The 17,599-nt window shown below is 62.5% G+C and carries 16 protein-coding genes; 8 read left to right on the top strand and 8 right to left on the bottom strand.

All coding sequences use genetic code 11. The features are described 5' to 3' along the window. Nucleotides 1-10: 10 nt before the first annotated feature. Both ACZ9EJ_RS12175 and ACZ9EJ_RS12170 read right to left on the bottom strand, forming a co-directional pair. Complete coding sequence (locus ACZ9EJ_RS12175) at nt 11-1,258, bottom strand: MFS transporter (protein WP_255736507.1); 1,248 nt, start codon at nt 1,256-1,258, stop codon at nt 11-13. Between the two features lie 270 nt (nt 1,259-1,528). Beyond that, nucleotides 1,529-2,428 carry a DMT family transporter gene (locus ACZ9EJ_RS12170; protein WP_046629926.1) on the bottom strand — a complete coding sequence of 300 codons (900 nt, stop codon included), beginning with the start codon at nt 2,426-2,428 and terminating at the stop codon, nt 1,529-1,531. A 450-nt stretch (nt 2,429-2,878) separates the two neighbouring features. Here ACZ9EJ_RS12170 and ACZ9EJ_RS12165 point away from each other — a divergent pair, with 450 nt between their 5' ends. Then, nucleotides 2,879-4,615, top strand: a complete 1,737-nt coding sequence (locus ACZ9EJ_RS12165) for a hypothetical protein (RefSeq protein ID WP_046629927.1) — start codon at nt 2,879-2,881, stop codon at nt 4,613-4,615. Nucleotides 4,616-4,737: 122 nt separating this feature from the next. On the opposite strand, the gene ACZ9EJ_RS12160 is transcribed toward ACZ9EJ_RS12165, so the two are convergent. Then, the gene (locus tag ACZ9EJ_RS12160; RefSeq protein ID WP_046630069.1) at nt 4,738-5,355 is read right to left on the bottom strand and encodes a TetR/AcrR family transcriptional regulator; all 618 of its coding nucleotides are present in this window, start codon (nt 5,353-5,355) and stop codon (nt 4,738-4,740) included. 158 nt (nt 5,356-5,513) lie between these two features. On the opposite strand from ACZ9EJ_RS12160, the gene ACZ9EJ_RS12155 reads away from it, so the two are divergent. Next, nucleotides 5,514-6,737, top strand: a complete 1,224-nt coding sequence (locus tag ACZ9EJ_RS12155) for an MFS transporter (protein WP_046642244.1) — start codon at nt 5,514-5,516, stop codon at nt 6,735-6,737. 268 nt (nt 6,738-7,005) lie between these two features. After that, nucleotides 7,006-7,536, top strand: coding sequence for a hypothetical protein (locus tag ACZ9EJ_RS12150; RefSeq protein WP_046642243.1), 531 nt, complete (start codon nt 7,006-7,008; stop codon nt 7,534-7,536). 108 nt (nt 7,537-7,644) lie between these two features. On the opposite strand, the gene ACZ9EJ_RS12145 is transcribed toward ACZ9EJ_RS12150, so the two are convergent. The 4 genes from ACZ9EJ_RS12145 to ACZ9EJ_RS12130 are packed head-to-tail and all read right to left on the bottom strand — an operon-like array spanning nt 7,645 to nt 12,435. Continuing rightward, nucleotides 7,645-8,142 carry a GNAT family N-acetyltransferase gene (locus ACZ9EJ_RS12145; RefSeq protein WP_046642240.1) on the bottom strand — a complete coding sequence of 166 codons (498 nt, stop codon included), beginning with the start codon at nt 8,140-8,142 and terminating at the stop codon, nt 7,645-7,647. 13 nt (nt 8,143-8,155) lie between these two features. Beyond that, nucleotides 8,156-9,007 (bottom strand): MOSC domain-containing protein, encoded by an 852-nt coding sequence (locus ACZ9EJ_RS12140; protein ID WP_046642239.1) that lies wholly within the window; start codon nt 9,005-9,007, stop codon nt 8,156-8,158. Between the two features lie 12 nt (nt 9,008-9,019). Continuing rightward, the gene (locus ACZ9EJ_RS12135; RefSeq protein ID WP_046642238.1) at nt 9,020-9,670 is read right to left on the bottom strand and encodes an HD domain-containing protein; all 651 of its coding nucleotides are present in this window, start codon (nt 9,668-9,670) and stop codon (nt 9,020-9,022) included. Then, entirely contained in the window at nt 9,667-12,435 is a 2,769-nt protein-coding gene (locus ACZ9EJ_RS12130) for a DUF2339 domain-containing protein (RefSeq protein ID WP_046629932.1), read from the bottom strand. The genes ACZ9EJ_RS12135 and ACZ9EJ_RS12130 overlap by 4 nt, the downstream gene beginning before the upstream one ends. 516 nt (nt 12,436-12,951) lie before the next feature. On the opposite strand from ACZ9EJ_RS12130, the gene ACZ9EJ_RS12125 reads away from it, so the two are divergent. The 3 genes from ACZ9EJ_RS12125 (at nt 12,952) to ACZ9EJ_RS12115 (ending at nt 15,774) form a co-directional block, all read left to right on the top strand. Further along, a complete protein-coding gene (locus tag ACZ9EJ_RS12125) occupies nt 12,952-13,992 on the top strand; it encodes an ABC transporter substrate-binding protein (protein WP_046642237.1) in 1,041 nt (346 codons plus the stop codon). Between the two features lie 184 nt (nt 13,993-14,176). Then, nucleotides 14,177-14,965, top strand: a complete 789-nt coding sequence (locus tag ACZ9EJ_RS12120; protein ID WP_046642236.1) for an ABC transporter ATP-binding protein — start codon at nt 14,177-14,179, stop codon at nt 14,963-14,965. Continuing rightward, complete coding sequence (locus tag ACZ9EJ_RS12115; protein WP_046629935.1) at nt 14,962-15,774, top strand: ABC transporter permease; 813 nt, start codon at nt 14,962-14,964, stop codon at nt 15,772-15,774. The genes ACZ9EJ_RS12120 and ACZ9EJ_RS12115 overlap by 4 nt, the downstream gene beginning before the upstream one ends. Before the next feature lie 50 nt (nt 15,775-15,824). Here the strand turns inward: ACZ9EJ_RS12115 and ACZ9EJ_RS12110 are convergent, their stop codons facing one another. Next, complete coding sequence (locus ACZ9EJ_RS12110; protein WP_046642235.1) at nt 15,825-16,319, bottom strand: HIT domain-containing protein; 495 nt, start codon at nt 16,317-16,319, stop codon at nt 15,825-15,827. A 137-nt stretch (nt 16,320-16,456) separates the two neighbouring features. Here ACZ9EJ_RS12110 and ACZ9EJ_RS12105 point away from each other — a divergent pair, with 137 nt between their 5' ends. After that, nucleotides 16,457-16,846: an MbcA/ParS/Xre antitoxin family protein gene (locus tag ACZ9EJ_RS12105; protein ID WP_007768817.1), complete on the top strand. Its 390-nt coding sequence runs from the start codon at nt 16,457-16,459 to the stop codon at nt 16,844-16,846. After that, nucleotides 16,843-17,535, top strand: coding sequence for an RES family NAD+ phosphorylase (locus ACZ9EJ_RS12100; RefSeq protein WP_046642234.1), 693 nt, complete (start codon nt 16,843-16,845; stop codon nt 17,533-17,535). The genes ACZ9EJ_RS12105 and ACZ9EJ_RS12100 overlap by 4 nt, the downstream gene beginning before the upstream one ends. Nucleotides 17,536-17,599: the final 64 nt, after the last annotated feature.

The raw sequence follows: 17,599 nt of genomic DNA, 5'->3' as shown, positions 1-17,599 counted from the left end.
TGGCCGGCCGTTACTCCGCCGGCTGCGGCTGCAATACCCCGCGGTCCACCGGCTTTTCCTGTATCGGCCAATGCACGGCGGCGGCAAAAAGGCCGAGTGCCACACCGAGCCACCAGACCGGGTCGTAGGAGCCGAAACGGTCGTAGAGATAACCGCCCATCCACACGCCGAGGAACGAGCCCACCTGGTGCGACAGGAAGACGAGGCCGCCGAGCAGCCCCAGATGGCGGGTGCCGAACATGATGGCGACGAGGCCATTGGTCGGCGGCACGGTGGAAAGCCAGAGCAGCCCCATGACGATCGCGAACACGATCACCGAGAAAGGCGTCTGCGGCAGGATGAGGAAGGCGGTCACCGCGATCGACCGGGCGATATAGATATAGGCGAGGAAATAGGGCTTCGAATACCGCTGGCCGATAAAGCCCGCGCCGAGCGAGCCGATGATGTTGAAGAAGCCGATCAGCGCCATGGCGATCACCGCGTAAGCGGGCGCGACGCCGATATCCCCGAGATAGGCCGGGAAATGCGCGGTGATGAAGGCGACCTGGAAGCCGCAGACGAAGAACCCGGCGGTCAGGAGCAGGTAGCTCTGATGAGCGAAGGCTTCCTTCAGGGCCGCACCCACCGATTGCTGGAACTGGCTGTGCGACTGGCTTCCCGAGCTTGCATTGCCCCGCAACGGAAAGGCGAGCAGCGGCACGATCAGCATCAGTACCGATAGATAGACCAGGCTGTCGGACCAGCCGAAATTGCTGATCAGCGCCTGGCTCAGCGGCGCAAACAGGAACATGCCGGCCGAGCCTGCGGCCGTGCCGATGCCGAACGCCATCGAACGCTGCTCCGGCGTCACGTTGCGGGCAAAGGCCGAAAGGATGACGCTGAAGGAGCCGGCGGCGATCGCCAGGCCGACCAGCACGCCCCCGCCGATATGCAGCCAGACCGGCGCGGCGGCATTGGCCATGATGATCAGGCCGGCGGCATAGAGCACGCCGGACATGGTGAGCACGCGGCCTGTACCGTATCTGTCTGCAAGCGCCCCGAAGAACGGCTGGCCGAGCCCCCAGGCAAGGTTCTGGATCGCCATGGCGAGCCCGAAGGTGGACCGGTCCCAGCCGGTGTCGGCGAGCATCGGAAGCTGGAAGAAGCCCATGGCCGAACGCGGGCCGAAGGTCAGCATGGCGATCAGGGCGCCGGCGATGATGATCAGCCAGGGCATGGAAGCCGGCTTCCGCGCGGATGGCGATGCAGACATGGGCATGCGATTCCTCCTCGAAAACAACAAGAAACCATATCGCGTGCGCCGCTGTTCTTAAAACAACTTTTCCTCAATCAATCCATCACCGGGATTGATGTGCCGTGGATTTGCGAATGCCGTGCAGTTTGCGATGGGCAGGGCTTTGCAGACGAGGGAAGAGGGCGCGGCATTCTTAACCCTCCCCCTTGTGGGGAGGGTGGCCGGCAGGCCGGAGGGGTGTTGATGCGGAGCGAAGACCCCTCCCCACAAGGGGGAGGGGCTCCACACGCCCCCTTACGGCGTCCCCGGCGGATCGATCGCCGGTGGTGCTGCGCGGCCGAGCCGGGCCTCGCGCCAGATGGTAAAAATGCCGGCGCCGATGACGATCGCGACGCCGAGGATCATGTTGGCGGTCATTACCTCGCCGAACACGAAGACGCCGATCAGGCAGACCAGCACCGACTGGATATAGGACATCGGCTGCACGACAACCGCATCGAGCAGGTTGAAGGCGCGGATCAGAAGATAATGCCCGCTTATGCCGGTGATGCAGAGCACCAGCATCCACAGCCAGTCGGTGGGCGTGACCTGCGTCCAGTAGAACGGGCCGACGAGGGTGATCGTCACGGCGCCGACGACGCCGGTATAGAAGAAGGCCGTGTCGGAGGTGTCGGTGCGGCTGGCAAGCCGGGTCATGACGGAATAGAGCCCGAACATCAGCGTTGCGACCATCGGGATGACGATCCGGGCGTCGAAGGTGGCGTTGAGCGGGTTGACGATCAGAAGGATGCCGATAAAGCCGACGCCGATCGCCGTCCACCGCCGCCAACCGACTTTTTCGCCGAGGAAAGGCACCGAAAGACAGGCGACCACCAGCGGCGTCGCCGCAAACATCGTATGGCTGGCCGCGAGCCCGACATGCGAGAAGGAGAAGATCGAGATGACGATCTGCACCGCCAGCAGCGCGCCGCGGGCAATCTGCAGCCATGGCCGGCGGGCGCTTGCCGCAACCTTCACCCCGCCGGCCGAGCGACTGGCCAGCGCAAACGCAAAGCCCGCGAACGCCCAGTAGCGGATCATGGTGATGAAGATCGGCGGATAGGCGCTGCCCAGATGTTTGGAAATCCCGTCCTGCATCGAAAAGATCGTCACCGCCGCAATGGCGCAGATGAGGCCGGTGGACCGAGGGGTCATGAAGGCAGTCTCTTTCGACAAACCGCCCGAAAACCCGGCCGGCGCATGAGGATCAGGCAGCGTATGGTGATGACCCCGTTGTGACCGTTCGGCAAGGGGCCGGACAACCTGCTTTTGCGAATAGCTGCCATGCGTGAGGTGGGGGAGTGGGGTGGTTGGGGCGTGGTGGCCGCTTTGCGCAAAGCGGTCATTGACGGAGACGCAAAGAGCGGTAACCTGTGTCAAATGACGGTCATTGCATACAAGGTTGCGTGACCGAAGTAGTTACTAGCCAGTCTCACTATAGCTACAAGTCATCGGGACTTCATTCCCCAAGCCATGTCGACACCGATTTCATCTCCGCGTTTTAGTGATGTCGCAATCGTCGGCGACGATGCGTTCCTAACAGCAATGCTATGCTCTCGTCTGGCAAAGCAGGGAGAATATCTGACTGTCTTGGAAGCCCCCCGCATGGCACGACCAGACGTGCAGGCTGAGGTGGTCACTTGCAACAACACTCTTGCACGGGTCGGAGCAACACGGAACTTTTTTGCTGGCGTAGAAATCGATGCCAAGAACGCTTTGAGTCCCTATTACAATGGCACTGAAATCACCGATGCATCCAGCGAAGACGTGATAGCTAAAATACCCGTACTGCATAACAACGGGGAACTTGTCTGGGGCCGAGACAACATTGGCGTTGGTCTTTTGAAGGCAATGCGGGAGAAAAAGCACCTTGTTTTCTCTGATTCAGCGCCAACTCACACATATCAACGCGGCTTGAACTCGCATTTGGTGGTGGTCGAAGATGGCGATCCACTGGCTCAGGTGATAGCGGCCAACTATGCGTGGTCTCTTGGTGCTGGCATCTGCGTGATCCCCGAAGTGAGTAAAGTTGAAGAAGACGACATCCTTGCACGATTTTATTCGTCGTCGGATGTCTCACAAACGGTCTCACAACAGCAGATTTTGCGGGATCTCGCTGAAACTCTGCGGCTGTTAGTTGCTGATGCACCTATTCCCAAAGCTGGATCGGGTGCTTCGGTGACGTTTATCACCGGGAAACTTCCGTTCGGGTTTGCTTTTCCCGACATACCGTCCACACACCTGTTCGTTTATCCACGTTTGGGTGTTACGATCGTCAACGGCTTTGCGCGGCAGATAGATCGTACAATCGGTACAGTTGTCGCCGCATTAGTTGATCCCAAGCAAACTGATGCTCCTGAGGTTGCCAAAGTCCGCGAAGCCCTTTTCAATCGCGGTAGCCTTATTCGGACGTATGAAGGCGATGGTGCGTCGGTCCGCGCAATCAGCACAATGATCGACTGGTATCCTTATGACTTCCTCTTGATCGCTACCCATTGCGGTGACGTTAGCGGAGTACGTGACACTTATCGGTTCACCGACAGTGCCGGCAGTGAACGGGAACTTGTCGTTGATAGCGCCCCAGGCATTGCCACGACCGATGACCCTGATTTGTTCAAGGTCACGGTGATGAACGTGTTCCATAGCATCGATGGGGTATCGTGGACTGACCCTGATAAAGACAGCAAGGTCGAGGTCGGTACGGCTATCAAGGACTGGATTGATCTAACGACAGGTGGAAGAGAGTTAAAGCCAGTCAAGAAGGAACAGATAGACCGGGTCTACGGCTCTGCTGCGCTTGCAATGTCCGATTTCAACTACATCGCAATGGTGCAGACGATTGCAGGGTATGGCAATCCAATCATCGTCAACAACGCCTGTGTTTCCTGGCATCAGCTTGCAAGCCGTTTCATGTACGCAGGAGCCTCTACCTACATTGGGACGCTTGCCGAGGTTCTTCCGTGGGAAGCCGAAGAAGTGATTGTTAGGGCGATTACCAAGCACTACGACAAGCCACTCGCTCATGCGATATGGTCCGCACAACGAGAGACCTATCAGGGCTCAGTGCGGAAGCCTTATGTCGTGACAGGAGTTTACACCTCGCAACTTCGGCCAACGACGGCTGATGCACCTGAATACATTGCGCGTCGCATCCTTGGTATGATGGACATTCTCAGCAACCGCCGAAAAGGTCAGTTGACTGACTACGCGCTTAAGGAACTCGGGGAAACCATCGCCTACTACCAGCGCGAGTTCGAACATCTGGTCAAAGCCTACCCCAAATATAAGCCGATGTTCGACTCGCTCCTACAGTCATTCCTCGCAAGACGGAAACGTGGCTAAGGCGCGCGGCCTACTTCTTCCGAGTGGGGCCTATGTTCTGACATCACGACACAGCATGTCCGGAATGGGCGGAAAACGGACGAGGGCCTCTACTAAGCCCAACCAACGCCGCATCCCCACACTCACCTCTCCACCAACAACCCCGAAACCAGCGTCAGAAACACCTCCACCGCCTTCTTCGACACCGCGTCCGGGTCTTCCGCATTGGCAATCCAGAGTGCGGCGCTCAGCGTCGCGCCGTTGACGAGGCGGGCGGTGGCTTCGGCGTCGACGGGGCGGATCGTGCCCTGGTCGATCAGTTTCTGCAGGCTCGCGGTCGTGGCGCGGATGCAGGCGCTCTGGTTCGGCCATTGCGACGGATCGCCGAGCACCGCGGGGCCGTCGAGCAGCATGATGCGCTGGATCTCCGGCTCCAGGGACATCTCGATAAAGGCGACGCATTCGTCGACGAAAGCCTGCCAAGGCGTCTCGGCCCTTGATGAGATGGCGCTGAGCCGGTCGGACATTTCGGCGTCCATCTGCATGATCACCGCCATCAGCAGGCCCTTCTTGTCGCCGAAATGGTGGTAGAGCGCCCCGCGCGTCAGCCCGGCGCCGGCGGTGAAATCGTCCATCGAGGCTTCGGCATAACCTTGGCGCGCAAACGCGTGCCGCGCGGCCGCGATCAGCTTGGCCTTCGTTTCGGCGATCATTTCCTTGCGCGGCCTCGCGGCGCTCTTCAGGCCCGTGTCGGAAGCCATCTCGGGTGCGATCTTGTCTGCCATCTTCTCAGCCATGCGGACTCCGAATTATTCGCATACGCGTCGTATGTTAATTGACATACGAAACGTATGCGACTATTTACCTTACATACGCGGCGTATGTAAGTCCTCATTCAAAATAACCCAAGGAGCAGGCTATGCCCAATCCCTATCGCGAAATATTCGCAAGGCCGGGTACGAAAGGTTTTTCCGCCGCCGCTTTCGTGGCGCGGCTGCCGCTGCCGATGACGACGATCGGCCTTGTCGCCATGCTTTCCCAGACCCATGGCGAATATTGGCTGGCCGGCGCGGTCTCGGCCACGTTTGCGCTCGCCAACGCCTTCATCTCCCCGCAGGTGTCGCGCTGGGTGGATGCCAAGGGCCAGTCGGCCGTACTGGTACCGACCACGTTAGTCACCTTTTTCGCGCTGATCGGCCTTGCCACTGCTGCCTGGATGCGCTGGCCGATCTGGACCCTGTTCGCCTTTGCCCTCGTCGCCGGGCTGATGCCGAGCATGATGGCTCTGGTGCGCGCCCGCTGGTCGGAGATCTATCGCGACCGGCCGGAACTGCACACCGCCTTCGCCTTCGAATCCGTCATCGACGAACTCGTTTATATCTGCGGCCCGGTCTTCGGCATCGGCCTCAGCGTCGCGCTCTTCCCCGAAGCCGGCGTGCTCGCGTCGGCCGCCTTCCTGGCGGTTGGCACGACGCTCTTCGTCGTCCAGAAATCGACCGAACCGAAGGTCGATCCGCATCGCGTAAAAGGCGGCGGTTCGGTCATGCGGCTTCCGGCCATGTGGTTCCTGGTCGTGCTCTGCGCCGGCATGGGCATCATCTTCGGCACGGCGGAAGTCTCGGTCGTCGCCTTCTCGGAAGCGCTGGGCAACAAGGGGGCCGCCAGCTACATCCTGTCGGCCTATGCCGCCGGTTCCTTCGTGGTCGGCATCGTCTTCGGCGCCATTAAGTTCAAGTCGTCGCTCGCCCGCCGGCTGCTCTTCGCAAGCCTTGTCGCCGCCGTTACCACACTGCCCATGCCCTTCGTCGGCAGCCTCTGGGGCCTGACGGCAGTGATCTTCCTCGCCGGTGCTGCGATCTCGCCGACCTTCATTTCCGCCATGACCCTGATCGAACGCATCGTTCCCTCGTCGCAGGTCACCGAAGGCATCACCTATGCCATGACCGGCATGAGCATCGGCTTTGCCGCCGGCTCCTCGCTCGCCGGCTGGACGATCGATGCCTACGGCGCCTCCAACGGCTTCTGGGTCGCGGTCGCCGGCGGCGCGCTGGCGTTCACAACGATGCTGCTGGGTTATGGCTTGCTGAACCGGCCGGAGCGGCAGGTAGCGGTAGGGGCGGGAGCACTGAACCCGGCGGAATAGGCATGACGAGCACCCGTCGCGCTCGGAAAGGGCGGCGGGTGCCCAGGCTTTTTGGTCTAGCAGCCCGATCCCGTTCAGGCAGAATTCCGCTGGGTGGATGGCGGCCGCTGGTCTGGCACTCAAGATTTCGCGCCTGCGGTTGGTGTTCCGTAAAGAAATGAAGCCGATAGTTGCGCCAGGCGATGGCCTGTAAATCCGCAGGGCATGACGCCACAAGTACTCTTCCCTGCTGCGGTGACGATGAAAGACATCGGGCATCTGAGGAACGATGATGACTGCTATTTCTTCAGTGAATAGTACCGCGCTGCTTATCCTGCGGCAGCCGGTGGCAGCGGCTTCGGTTCAGGCCGGTTCTTCCGAGACCGGCGCTGCGGAGTCCGACATTCTCAAGATTGCCAACGGCGTGTCCAGTGAACCGGCCAAGGCATCCAGGCAGGCTGCTGCCGCGGCTGGAAAACTCGCCGTCGATTCTGCGCCGGCAGACGGGAAGATCGTCGTCGCCGGGCTGGGAAGCGCAGACACCTGGGGTGAGATCGAGGAGCGCGTCAAGGCCGATGACAGCTTGTCCGAAAGCCAGCAGCAGGCATGGTTGGGTAAACTGGAGAAGCTTCAGGAGATCTTTGCATCAGTCAAGAAGTTCAAAGGCTCGGCGAGTTATGAGATGGCTCGGTCGGGAGCCCATCAGTCGCAGCTGGCGGAACTGGGTGCCGGGGCGAGGGATCGTATGGAGGCCACCCATCAAGCCATCGATGCCTTTGCTGAAAAGCACGGACGTGGAAGGCCGTTCCAAGAGTTTTGAATCCGGTGGAGACGAGACGGGTGCCAATCACATTTGGTCTCTGCGCCTCCGCTGCGCGCGGCGTTGAACCCCGTGGGATAACAAGGAGGTCCGTCGTGGGGCGGCCCTTCAACTTTTCGGCGGCAGGCGCTCGAAATAATAGCGTTCCATCTCGGGCACGTAACGCACCACCTGAAATCCCGTCTTTTCGAGCAGTCGCCGCGAAGCGGCATTTTCCGGCCGGGCAAAGGCCCCGACCTTCGGCAGTTTCAGCACCTCGTCGGCTTCATGCATCGCTGCCGCCGTCAGCTCGCTGCCAAAACCCTTGCCCCAGCTATCGGGGTGAAAATAGTAGCCGAGCTCGACGCCCCAGCCCGGATCGAAGGGATCGTCGTAAAGCCCGCCCCAGCCGATGATCCGGCCAGTGTCCTTCAGCTCCACCGTCCAGGGTGCGTAACCGTCGCGGCGGCGGCGCCATTCGTGCACCGCCACCCGCCGCCGGCATTCCCTCGGTGAGCCGTCCACATGGGTGAACCGCATCGCGTTCGAGTCGCCGAGGAATTCAAACAGGGCAGGGACGTCGGCAAGCTTTGGGCGCCTGAGGATGAGCCGGTCGGTGACGATCATCGATGGGAACCCTTTAAGCCCGCCGCTTGATCGCCCAGGCCTCCGGCCGCTCGGCAACCACGCTCGCCTCATCGCCGATCTTGATCCGCCCGGTGCCGCGCGGCACGGCGTTCCAGCCGAACAGCGGGCCGGGCACGCGCCGGTCTGCGGACATGCGGATGCGGCCCATGGCGGGGATCGGGTCCGACACGTCGCGCGAGCCGGTCTGCTGGTCCTGCGTGGTCATGATGCAGCGGGCGCAGGGTTTGACGAAATCGAAGCGGATGCCGGCGATCTCGATGCCGGTCCAGCCGTCCTCGGCCCAGGGCTGGTCGTGGTCGAGCACGATATTCGGCCGGAACCGCTCCATGCCGACCGCGCCTTCGCCCTTCGCCGCCATGTCCGCATTGAGCGCCGCGAGCGATCCCGTCGTGGTGACCAGCACCTGGTAGCCGTCGGCAAAGGTCATCGGCGAATTGTCGCCCGCCCATTCCGGGCTTGCGACGCGGCGGGCCTGCTCGTCGAAGAACACCAGCCGGATATCGCGGCCGAGCCATTCCGACAGCACCGCATTGGCGGCATCGTCGGCAAGCGCCGCGTTGACGCTCGATTTCCACACGACCGTCTCCATGCGCCGGTCGGCCGGCGGCCGGGCGACGAGGATCTCGCCTTTGCCCTCCATCGCGAAGCGCACGGAATCGGTCTCCGGGTAGACCTCGAGCCTGGCGAGCGGCTGCAATTCCCGCTGGGTGATGAACATGCCGGTCGGATCGACGACCATCATCTCCCGGTCGCCGGGAATGCCTGATGCCGCGATCTCCGCTTGGGCGAGCGCGATGCCGCGGCCGCTCTTCAGGGGATAGAAGTTGAGTTCGCTGATCCGCATGGGAAGTCTCCTTCAAATCTCGTCGATGAAGAGGTCGAGGACCTGTTTCAGCCGCGCGTGGCGCTCTGTGGCAAAAGCCCGCCCCGCGGCCGTCTGGAAGCCGTCGGCGAGCTTGAACAGTTTCACCTCGAAATGGTCGATCGCATACGCCTTGTCGTCGAGCGGCCGATGTCTGGCGAGCGGATCGGCCGGGTCGTAGAGGCCGGAGCCCATCCGCCCGGCGATATAGAAGCAGCGCGCCGCGCCCACCATGCCGATTGCATCCAGCCGGTCGGCATCCTGCAGCATCTTCGCCTCCAGCGTCTCCGGCGTAATGTTCGCCGAAAAACTGTGCGCCGTCACCGCATGCGCGACCGCCGCGATATCCGGCTTGTCCCAGCCGAGATCGGCAAGGATCGCGGACGCCTTCTCGGCCGCCAGCCGCGAGGCCTGCGCTCGCAGCGGCGAGTTCTTCTCCACCGACACGCAATCGTGCAGCAGCACGGCGGCGGCCAGCACCCGCCCATCGCCGCCTTCCTTGGCATGGATGCGCATCGCATTGCGGAAGACGCGGAGAATATGGGCGATATCGTGCGAGCCGTCGTCGCCCTCGGTCGCATGCGGGATCAGGGTCTCGGCAAGCGCCTCGAAAGGCGAAAAGGCGGCGGCAAGCGGAGCTGTCACGAAGCGGGTTCCTGGGAATCGGTGGCGGCGGGTTCACCGCCTTTGTTCACCAGAATGCGCTGGTAGAAAAGCCCGATCCCGATCAGCACCGCGCCGAGTCCGATGAACGAAAGCGCCCGCAGAATCCCCTCGAGGTTCGACATGTCGACCAGGAACACTTTCACCACCGCGACCAGCACGAGAGCGGCGGAAGCGAGCCGCAGGCTCTTGGCGTCGAGCTTCGAGCCTATCGCCAGCAGCAACACGCCGATCAGCAGCCAGACCACCGAATAGGTATAGGTCTCGGCGGCCAGGAATCCCTTCCAGTCGGCGATGTTCTCGCCCTGCCAGAAGCGGCGTACCGAAAGCGTCGCCCACAGGAAGCCGAGTACCGCGCCGGCGAGCGCCAGCATGATCACATAGGGCATCGGCCGCCGCCCGCGGGCGTAATAGGCGACCAGCGCATAGGCGAGGCCGGGCAGAAGATAACCGAGCAGCAGCAGGTTGAGGAAAGGCCAGGAACCGGTGTTTTCGCCGCTGAAATAGGGGTTGAGCGCAAACACATGCAGCGACAGTGCATTGATCGTCGCGAGCACGCCGGCGATCATCGAACCCCAGCGGAAGACAGGGCTTGGCGACTTGAGATCGAGCGTCATCAGGATGCCGGAGAACCCGACCGTCAGCAACGTGTAGATCGACTGTTCGCCAAGCGTCGGCACCCGGTCGTCCAGCACGCCGCCGTTCATCGCATGGCGCACCAGCACCGCCACCGTCATCAGGGCGGCGAGCGAGGCGAGCGCCTGCATCAGGTTGCGGATGCGGAAATCGGTCGAATCCTTCAGCAGATAGGCCGTGACGATCGCCAGCAGCGTAGGAATGCCGTAGCCGGGCAGCAGCGCGTTGAAGAAGGGCGTCGTGCCGAGACTGTTCTGGCCGATCAGCGTCGGTTCCCAGGCGATGCGGCCAAAGACGATCAGGATCGCCGCCGCCATCATCCAGGGAAGCGCCGGCCATGGCCGCGCCCGCATGCCGAGCACATAGGCGAAACCCAGCACGGACAGGAGAATGGTGGTGACAATACCATTGGACAGCGCATGAAGCGCCAGCGTGAAACCGGCAAACGAGCCGGCAACGACGAGATTGGCGGCCCAGTCGATGCGGCCATCCGTCTCGTCGCGGTCGCGGAACAGCCATTCTGCACCGGCCAGCAGCACGAGGCCAAGACCGGCCCCGTAGAGCCCGTGGATCCAGTCGCGCCCGAGATTGCCGAAATTGAGGAAGCTGATCGTCGCGAGCGTGACCGGCACGCCCGACATCAGGACGCTCCAGACCATCGCAAATTCCGGCTCCGCCTTGCGGAAGCGCCTGAGAAACGCAAAGCCGAGCAGCGTGAACACCGCCCCGAGCAGCAGGCTGACGGCGATCTCGGTCGTATAGGTGATGACCGGCAGCGGCTCGTTGCCAACCGGCTGCGGCACATAGGTGTCGAGCAGCGAAATCGCCACGATGGCGAGGCTCAGCACCGCTCCGCCGGCCGCCATCATCGCCGGCCAGACCGCATAGGCCCGGCTGGCGCCGAGTGCCGCGAGCGCCGCGATCACCGCCGCGGCGGCGAAATACGGATCGATGCCGTCCACCGGGTTGGTCGCCAGCATGGCGAGCGACGGCAGCACCGACATGAACGCCACCGACAGCGTGATGGTCAGCGGCTGGCGCCCGAGCATTCCGCCCCAGCCGGTCTTGACCACTCGGTCCCTGCCATAGACTGCGCCCGGCCAGAAGAAGCCGGTGCCGGCGATCATCACGATCAGCGTCAGCGCTGGCGGTAGCGTATCGAACTCGTCCGCGCCGATGGCATAGGCGACCACCCAGAGCCCGATGCCGATATTGGCGAGCATCGGCACGATCGTCCATTGGCGGAAGCGCGAGGCGGCATTGACCGCCACCCAGGTGAGGCCGAGGAAGAGGAACAGTGCATTGGCGTTCGGCTCGTCGCTGGCGACGAGGCCGGGGGTCAGCAGCGAGGCGAGCAGGCCGAGCCCGGCCAGTGCCTGCCCGTGCAGCAGCGAGAGCGCGATAGTGGCAAACGAGACGAGCGCTAGCAGGGCAAAGGCGGGCGTCGCGCCGATGAATTCATAGACGCCGTAGGCCGCATAGATCGCCCCGAGCAGCGTCACGGCACCCGCCGCCGTCAGCGCGCCGGGGATCATCGCATTGCTGAACCGGTCGGACACCTGCGGCATCGCCCGGCGTCGCACGATCTCGCCACCGAGCATCAGGACGAGGCCGAACAGGCAGGCGAGCATGAGGCGCGCACCCGGTCCGAGCAGCCCGGCCTCGATCGAAGCGCGCACCAGAAAGATGCCGCCGAAGGCAAGCGCAACGCCGCCGACCCAGACCGGCCAGCGGGCACCGAGATAACTTTCGAGGTTTTCCTTGGTCTTCGGCTTGGCAGTCGGCAGTGCCACCGCCATTGCGGGAGCAGGGGCTTCTTCTGCGGCCGCAACATCTTCGGCAGCCGTGCTGGCTGCGATCGTCTCTTCCGGCACAGCCTGTGCCGCAACCGCTTCAGCCTCGGGTGCAGGTTCCTCGACCACGTCCTCGGTGGCGGCAACGGCTGTCGCCACGGAGACCGCCGCCGGCGCTGCCGCGGAGAGAGGTTGCCGTGCCAGGAGATCGGCCTTGATCGCCTCCAGCTCCTTTTCGAGCGCGCTCACCCGGGTCGATGTCTTGCGATTGAGACCCACCATCAGGATCACCAGCAGCAGAAGAAGGATTTCGATCATCGGCACGCTCGCGGGTGAGGAGTTCGGTCAAGCGGTTATACAATTGCCGGGCGAGGGAAGGGAAGGGCCGTGTTCCACAACCCATCCCCAATCGGAAGCCACGGAAACCATTGCCGTTTTGAGGACTCCCCAAGCAGGATCCAATGGCCCGGATTTCGGTTGCATCATCGCCCGGACGAGGTTTCAGTCGGGATGACTTCATTGGCTGCGGCAATACGTTTCTTCTCGACGGCGCCCGCTGCCGTATTCCCGTGCTTGGCGAAACCTGGGCTCATCGCTTCGCTAACTCGCTGAATGATATGGAAGAGGAATTTCGGGGTTCGCGCCCGACGTGCAGTTCTCAATCGGTTCTGCTAAAAACATCGGCAGGGCTATGCGAATAGAAATGGCATTAGCGCATATAATGGTCAGTTCGAAAGTATGATCGTTTTGTGTGCAATTTCGACTTGCGCGGCTCCCGAATAAACGCTTGGATACTTCCTATCCGAACAAAAAACTCCAGGGGGACGACCTTTCATGATCTCGCGCAGACTGTTCTCAAAACTCCCGGCCGTCGCGGCCCTTGCGCTTGCCGCCGGCTTTTCTTCCGCTCCCGCCCCCGCGCTGGCGCAGACCGCGGTCAAGTTCACGCTCGACTGGAAGTTCGAAGGCCCAGCCGCCGGCTTCCTGCTCGCCCAGGACAAGGGTTACTTCAAGGCCGAGGGCCTCGACGTCACCATCGACACCGGCAACGGCTCGGTCGAGGCGATCCCGCGTGTCGCGACCGGCGCCTACCAGATGGGCTTCGGCGATATCAACTCGCTGATCAAGTTCCTCGACGAGGACCCGAACCAGAAGATCAGGGCGGCGATGATGATCTACGAGCGCCCGACCTTTGCGGTCGTCGGCCGCAAGTCGCTCGGCATCACCACCGATCCGAAGTCGCTGGAAGGCAAGAAGCTCGGCGCGCCGCCGCCGGATGGTGCTTTCGCCCAGTGGAAGGCCTTCAAGCAGGTCGCCAAGATCGACGATTCCAAGATCACGATCGAATCGATCGGCTTCCCGGTCCGCGAGCCCATGCTCGCCCAGGGCAAGGTCGACGCGGTCTTCGGTTTCGCTTTCTCGGTCATCCTCAACCTGAAGGCCCAGGGCATCAAGGATGACGATATCGCTACCATCCTGATGGCCGAGAACGGCCTCAACCTCTATGGCAACGCGGTGCTGATCAACACCGATTTCGCGGCCAAGAACCCGGCCGCCGTCAAGGGTGTCCTGAAGGCGCTCGCCAAGGGCTTTGCCGATGCCGTCGCCAAGCCGGAAGAAGGCGTCGCCGCCGTCTTGAAGCGCAACGAGACGCTCAACAAGGATATCGAGCTCGAGCGCCTGAAGATGGCGAACGCGATGAACATCAAGACCCCCTACGTCGTCGCCAACGGCTTCGGCGGCATCGACCCGGCCCGGCTCACCGCCTCCATCGACACGCTGAAGGTCTCCATGGGCCTCAAGGGCAACGTCAAGGCGGACCAGGTCTTCGACGCCAGCTTCCTGCCGGCCAAGGAACAGCGGATGCTGCCGTAAGAGCGCAAAGACCCCTCCCCAACCCCTCCCCACAAGGGGGAGGGGCTCAAACTGCCGAACCCTCCCGTCCAAATCGGGCGTCGGCGTTGCGGGAGATCTAACCCTCCCCCTTGTGGGGGTCCGAAGGACGGCCGGCAGGCGGGAGGGGTTTTGCTACAGGACTGTCCGACAAAGGAAAATTTGATTGACGCACCTCGTTACCATCGACAATGTCGACATGCGCTATGGCGGCGCGGCGGGTACGCTTGCCGTCTCCGGCCTCACCATGAAGGTTGGCAAGGGCGAGTTCGCGGCGGTCGTCGGCCCGTCCGGCTGCGGCAAGTCGACCCTGATGAAACTGGTCACCGGCCTGCACATCCCGCAGAGCGGCGTCGTCGTCGTTGCTGAAAAGCAGGTGACCAAGCCGGTGTCGATCGTCGGCATGGCCTTCCAGAACCCGACCATGCTGCCCTGGCGCACCACGCTCGACAACATCCTCCTGCCGCTGGAAATCGTCGAGAGACACCGCCACCGCCTGCGCGCCAACAAGAAGGAATACGTGGAGAAGGCCGAGCACCTGCTCGAAACCGTGGGCTTGAAGGGTTTCGGCTCGAAATTCCCCTGGCAGCTTTCCGGCGGCATGCAGCAGCGCGCCAATCTCTGCCGCGCGCTGATCCACGAACCCGAACTGCTGATGCTCGACGAACCGTTCGGCGCGCTGGATGCCTTTACCCGCGAGGAACTCTGGTGCGTCATCCGCGACCTGCACGCGGCGCAGGGCGTCACCATCATCCTCGTCACCCACGACCTGCGCGAGGCGACCTTCCTCGCCGACCGCATCTTCGTGATGAGCGCCCGTCCCGGCAAGGTGCTGAAGGAACATACCGTGCCCTTCGCGCGGCCCCGCGATCTGGAAGTCATGTACGAAAAGGCCTTCAACGACATGGTGCATGAACTGCACGGCGAAATCGCCAGCGCGAGGGTTGTCGCATGAGTGTGCTGACCGAAAACACCGCGACGCCCGCCAAGCCGCTTGCCCAGCGGATCAACTGGGTGAAACTCGCGCCCTGGCTCTATACGATCGGGCTCTTCGTCCTCTGGGAACTGCTGGTCATCGTGCTGCAGACGCCGCCCACCATCCTGCCGGCGCCGTCGCGCGTCTTCCAGGCGATCGTGCAATACTGGTCGCCGATCTGGAAGAACTCGCTGCAGACGCTCTATACGACCACCGTCGGCTTCGCGATCGCCGTCGTCGCGGGCCTGGCGATCGGCCTCTTCATCGGCTGGTCGAAGGCGATCTATGCCGGGCTCTATCCGCTGATGATCGGCTTCAACGCCATTCCCAAGGTGGCACTGGTGCCGATCCTGGTCATCTGGTTCGGCATCGGCGCAGTCCCCGCCATCCTCACCGCCTTCCTGATCTCCTTCTTCCCGATCGTCGTCAACGTCGCGACCGGCCTTGCCACCATCGAGCCGGAAACCGAGGACGTGCTGCGCGCGCTCGGCGCGAAGAAGCTCGACATCATGCTGAAGGTCGGCATCCCGCGCTCGATGCCCTATTTCTTCGGTTCGCTGAAAGTGGCCATCACGCTCGCCTTCGTGGGTTCGGTCGTGTCGGAAACCGTCGCTTCGAACTACGGTCTCGGCAACATGATGAGCTCCGCCCAGAGCCAGTTCAACGTGCCGCTGGTTTTCGCCGGCCTGCTGATGCTCGCCGTCGAAGGCATCGCCATGTATGCGCTGATGGCCTGGATCGAGATGCGCATGACCGGCTGGGCACACCGCTCCTCCATGTCGCAGTGAGGAACCCTAGCCGGTGGCCCTTCGGCGCCCGTTCTGCATCTGCGGTCGGGTCACCCCCGCGGTCCCGGCCGGAAAACATCCCTCAGGTGCTCGATGACCTCCGCAACGCTTGGCCCCTGGATCGGCGGCGGTACCGCCCGTTCGCAGAGTTCCCGCCAGACAAAGAACGTCAGTTCTGCGCCATCCGTCCCGGTCTCGCCCGGGCCTTCCGCGAAGGTATCGAGCATCCTGTACCGCTCGTCCTGCCAGAAAAGTGCTTCTACCCACCCATAGATCGGAATCACGTGAAAATGGATCGAATGGCCCGGCGTATGTCCGTATCGCCCGATATAGACTCGCTCCGCCTTCAGCTCTTGGCGCAGCGCCTTCTGAGCCTTTGCCATCAGCGGACCGAGCTCTAGGAGCGCTTCGTCCTCAAGCTCGCTGAGATCACCCGAAAAGCGCTTGGAGCCGATCATCAGATAGCCGGGGAGGGCGGAATTCGTCCGGTGATTGACGAGCCAGTGCGGTGTCTCGAAAACATGAAGTTCTGGAGGAATGGGCATTCGGCCGGTCCATGTGGAGTTCTTGCAAAAAAGGTAGCAACAGCTGCGTGCCGGGGCAATGCTACGTGATGGGTCCATTTGACCTTTACATCGAGACCAAATGAACTACATTTGGGTTTGACGCAAAGGAGTTTCTGATGGCGGTCACGGCAAGGAAAGAACAGGCGGAACAGCTGACGGCGGTTGCGCTGAAGGCGTTCGGCAATGTCGTCGCCGAATGGGGCGTGCCGGTGAACGAGGCGGCAGCACTTGCCGATATGTCGGAAAGCACCTGGAAACGCGCCCGAAAGCCCGGTTATTCCGGCGGGCTGACCAAGGACCAGATGCTGCGCCTCAGCGCCGTGATCGGCATCTACAAGGCGCTGAAACTCTATTTCAGCGATCCGATCGCCACCAGGTGGATGACGCTTCCGAACGAGGGACCGCTGTTCCGCGGCGCCCGGCCGATCGATACGCTGATCGACGAGGGGCTGCCGCAATTCCTGGCAGTCCGAAACTACCTGGATGCCCTGCGGGGCGGCGCGTGATCGTCACGCCGGTCAGCGACCGGGGCCTGGTGCGGCTGATCCCGGCGACCTACCACAAGCCGCCGAGCCTGCGCGGCCTGGTGGATAGCGACGAGGAACTGGCGATCCTCGTCGAGATCGAGGGCATGACCAGCGCCCGGCTGACCGCCGAGCGCGGATTGAACCTCTATCTCGACCGCCGCGAACTCGCCTGGAAACGCCGCAAGCACGACCTGCAGGTCTATGGCAACACGCATATCAACGCGGCCTTCACTTACACGCGAAAAGGCGGAAACCGCTTCAACGACGAGACCCGCGGCGCCTGGTACTGCAGCTGGGACACGATGACCTCGCTCGCCGAGGTCGCCTTCCACAAGACGCGCGAACTGAAATTCATCGGCCTGTTTGAGGAGACGGCGCGCTATGTCGAACTGCTGGCGGATTTCATCGGCGAGTACCCCGACATCACCGACGAGCGAGACCACCCGGCTCTCGATCCCGATCCGTCGATCGGTTACCCCCAGGGCCAGGCGCTTGCCGAAAAACTGAGGCGCGACGGCCATGACGGCCTGATCTATCCATCGGTGCGCCACAACGACGGCCGCTGCCTCGTCGCCTTCGAGCCGACGGCCATCCGCAACGTCCGCCCCGGCGCCTCGTGGGACATCGTCTGGTCGGGCAGCGAGGAATACGGCCTCAAGGCCGTGTGACGACGAATCGCCGATCTGTTTTCGTGAAATTTGGGCATCGGGCCGGCTTCCTCGTGAAAAGCCG

Source organism: Neorhizobium sp. USDA 3394, assembly GCF_056280385.1.
The sequence above is the reverse complement of the archived record's forward strand: the minus strand, read 5'-3'. Positions and strand labels throughout refer to the sequence as shown.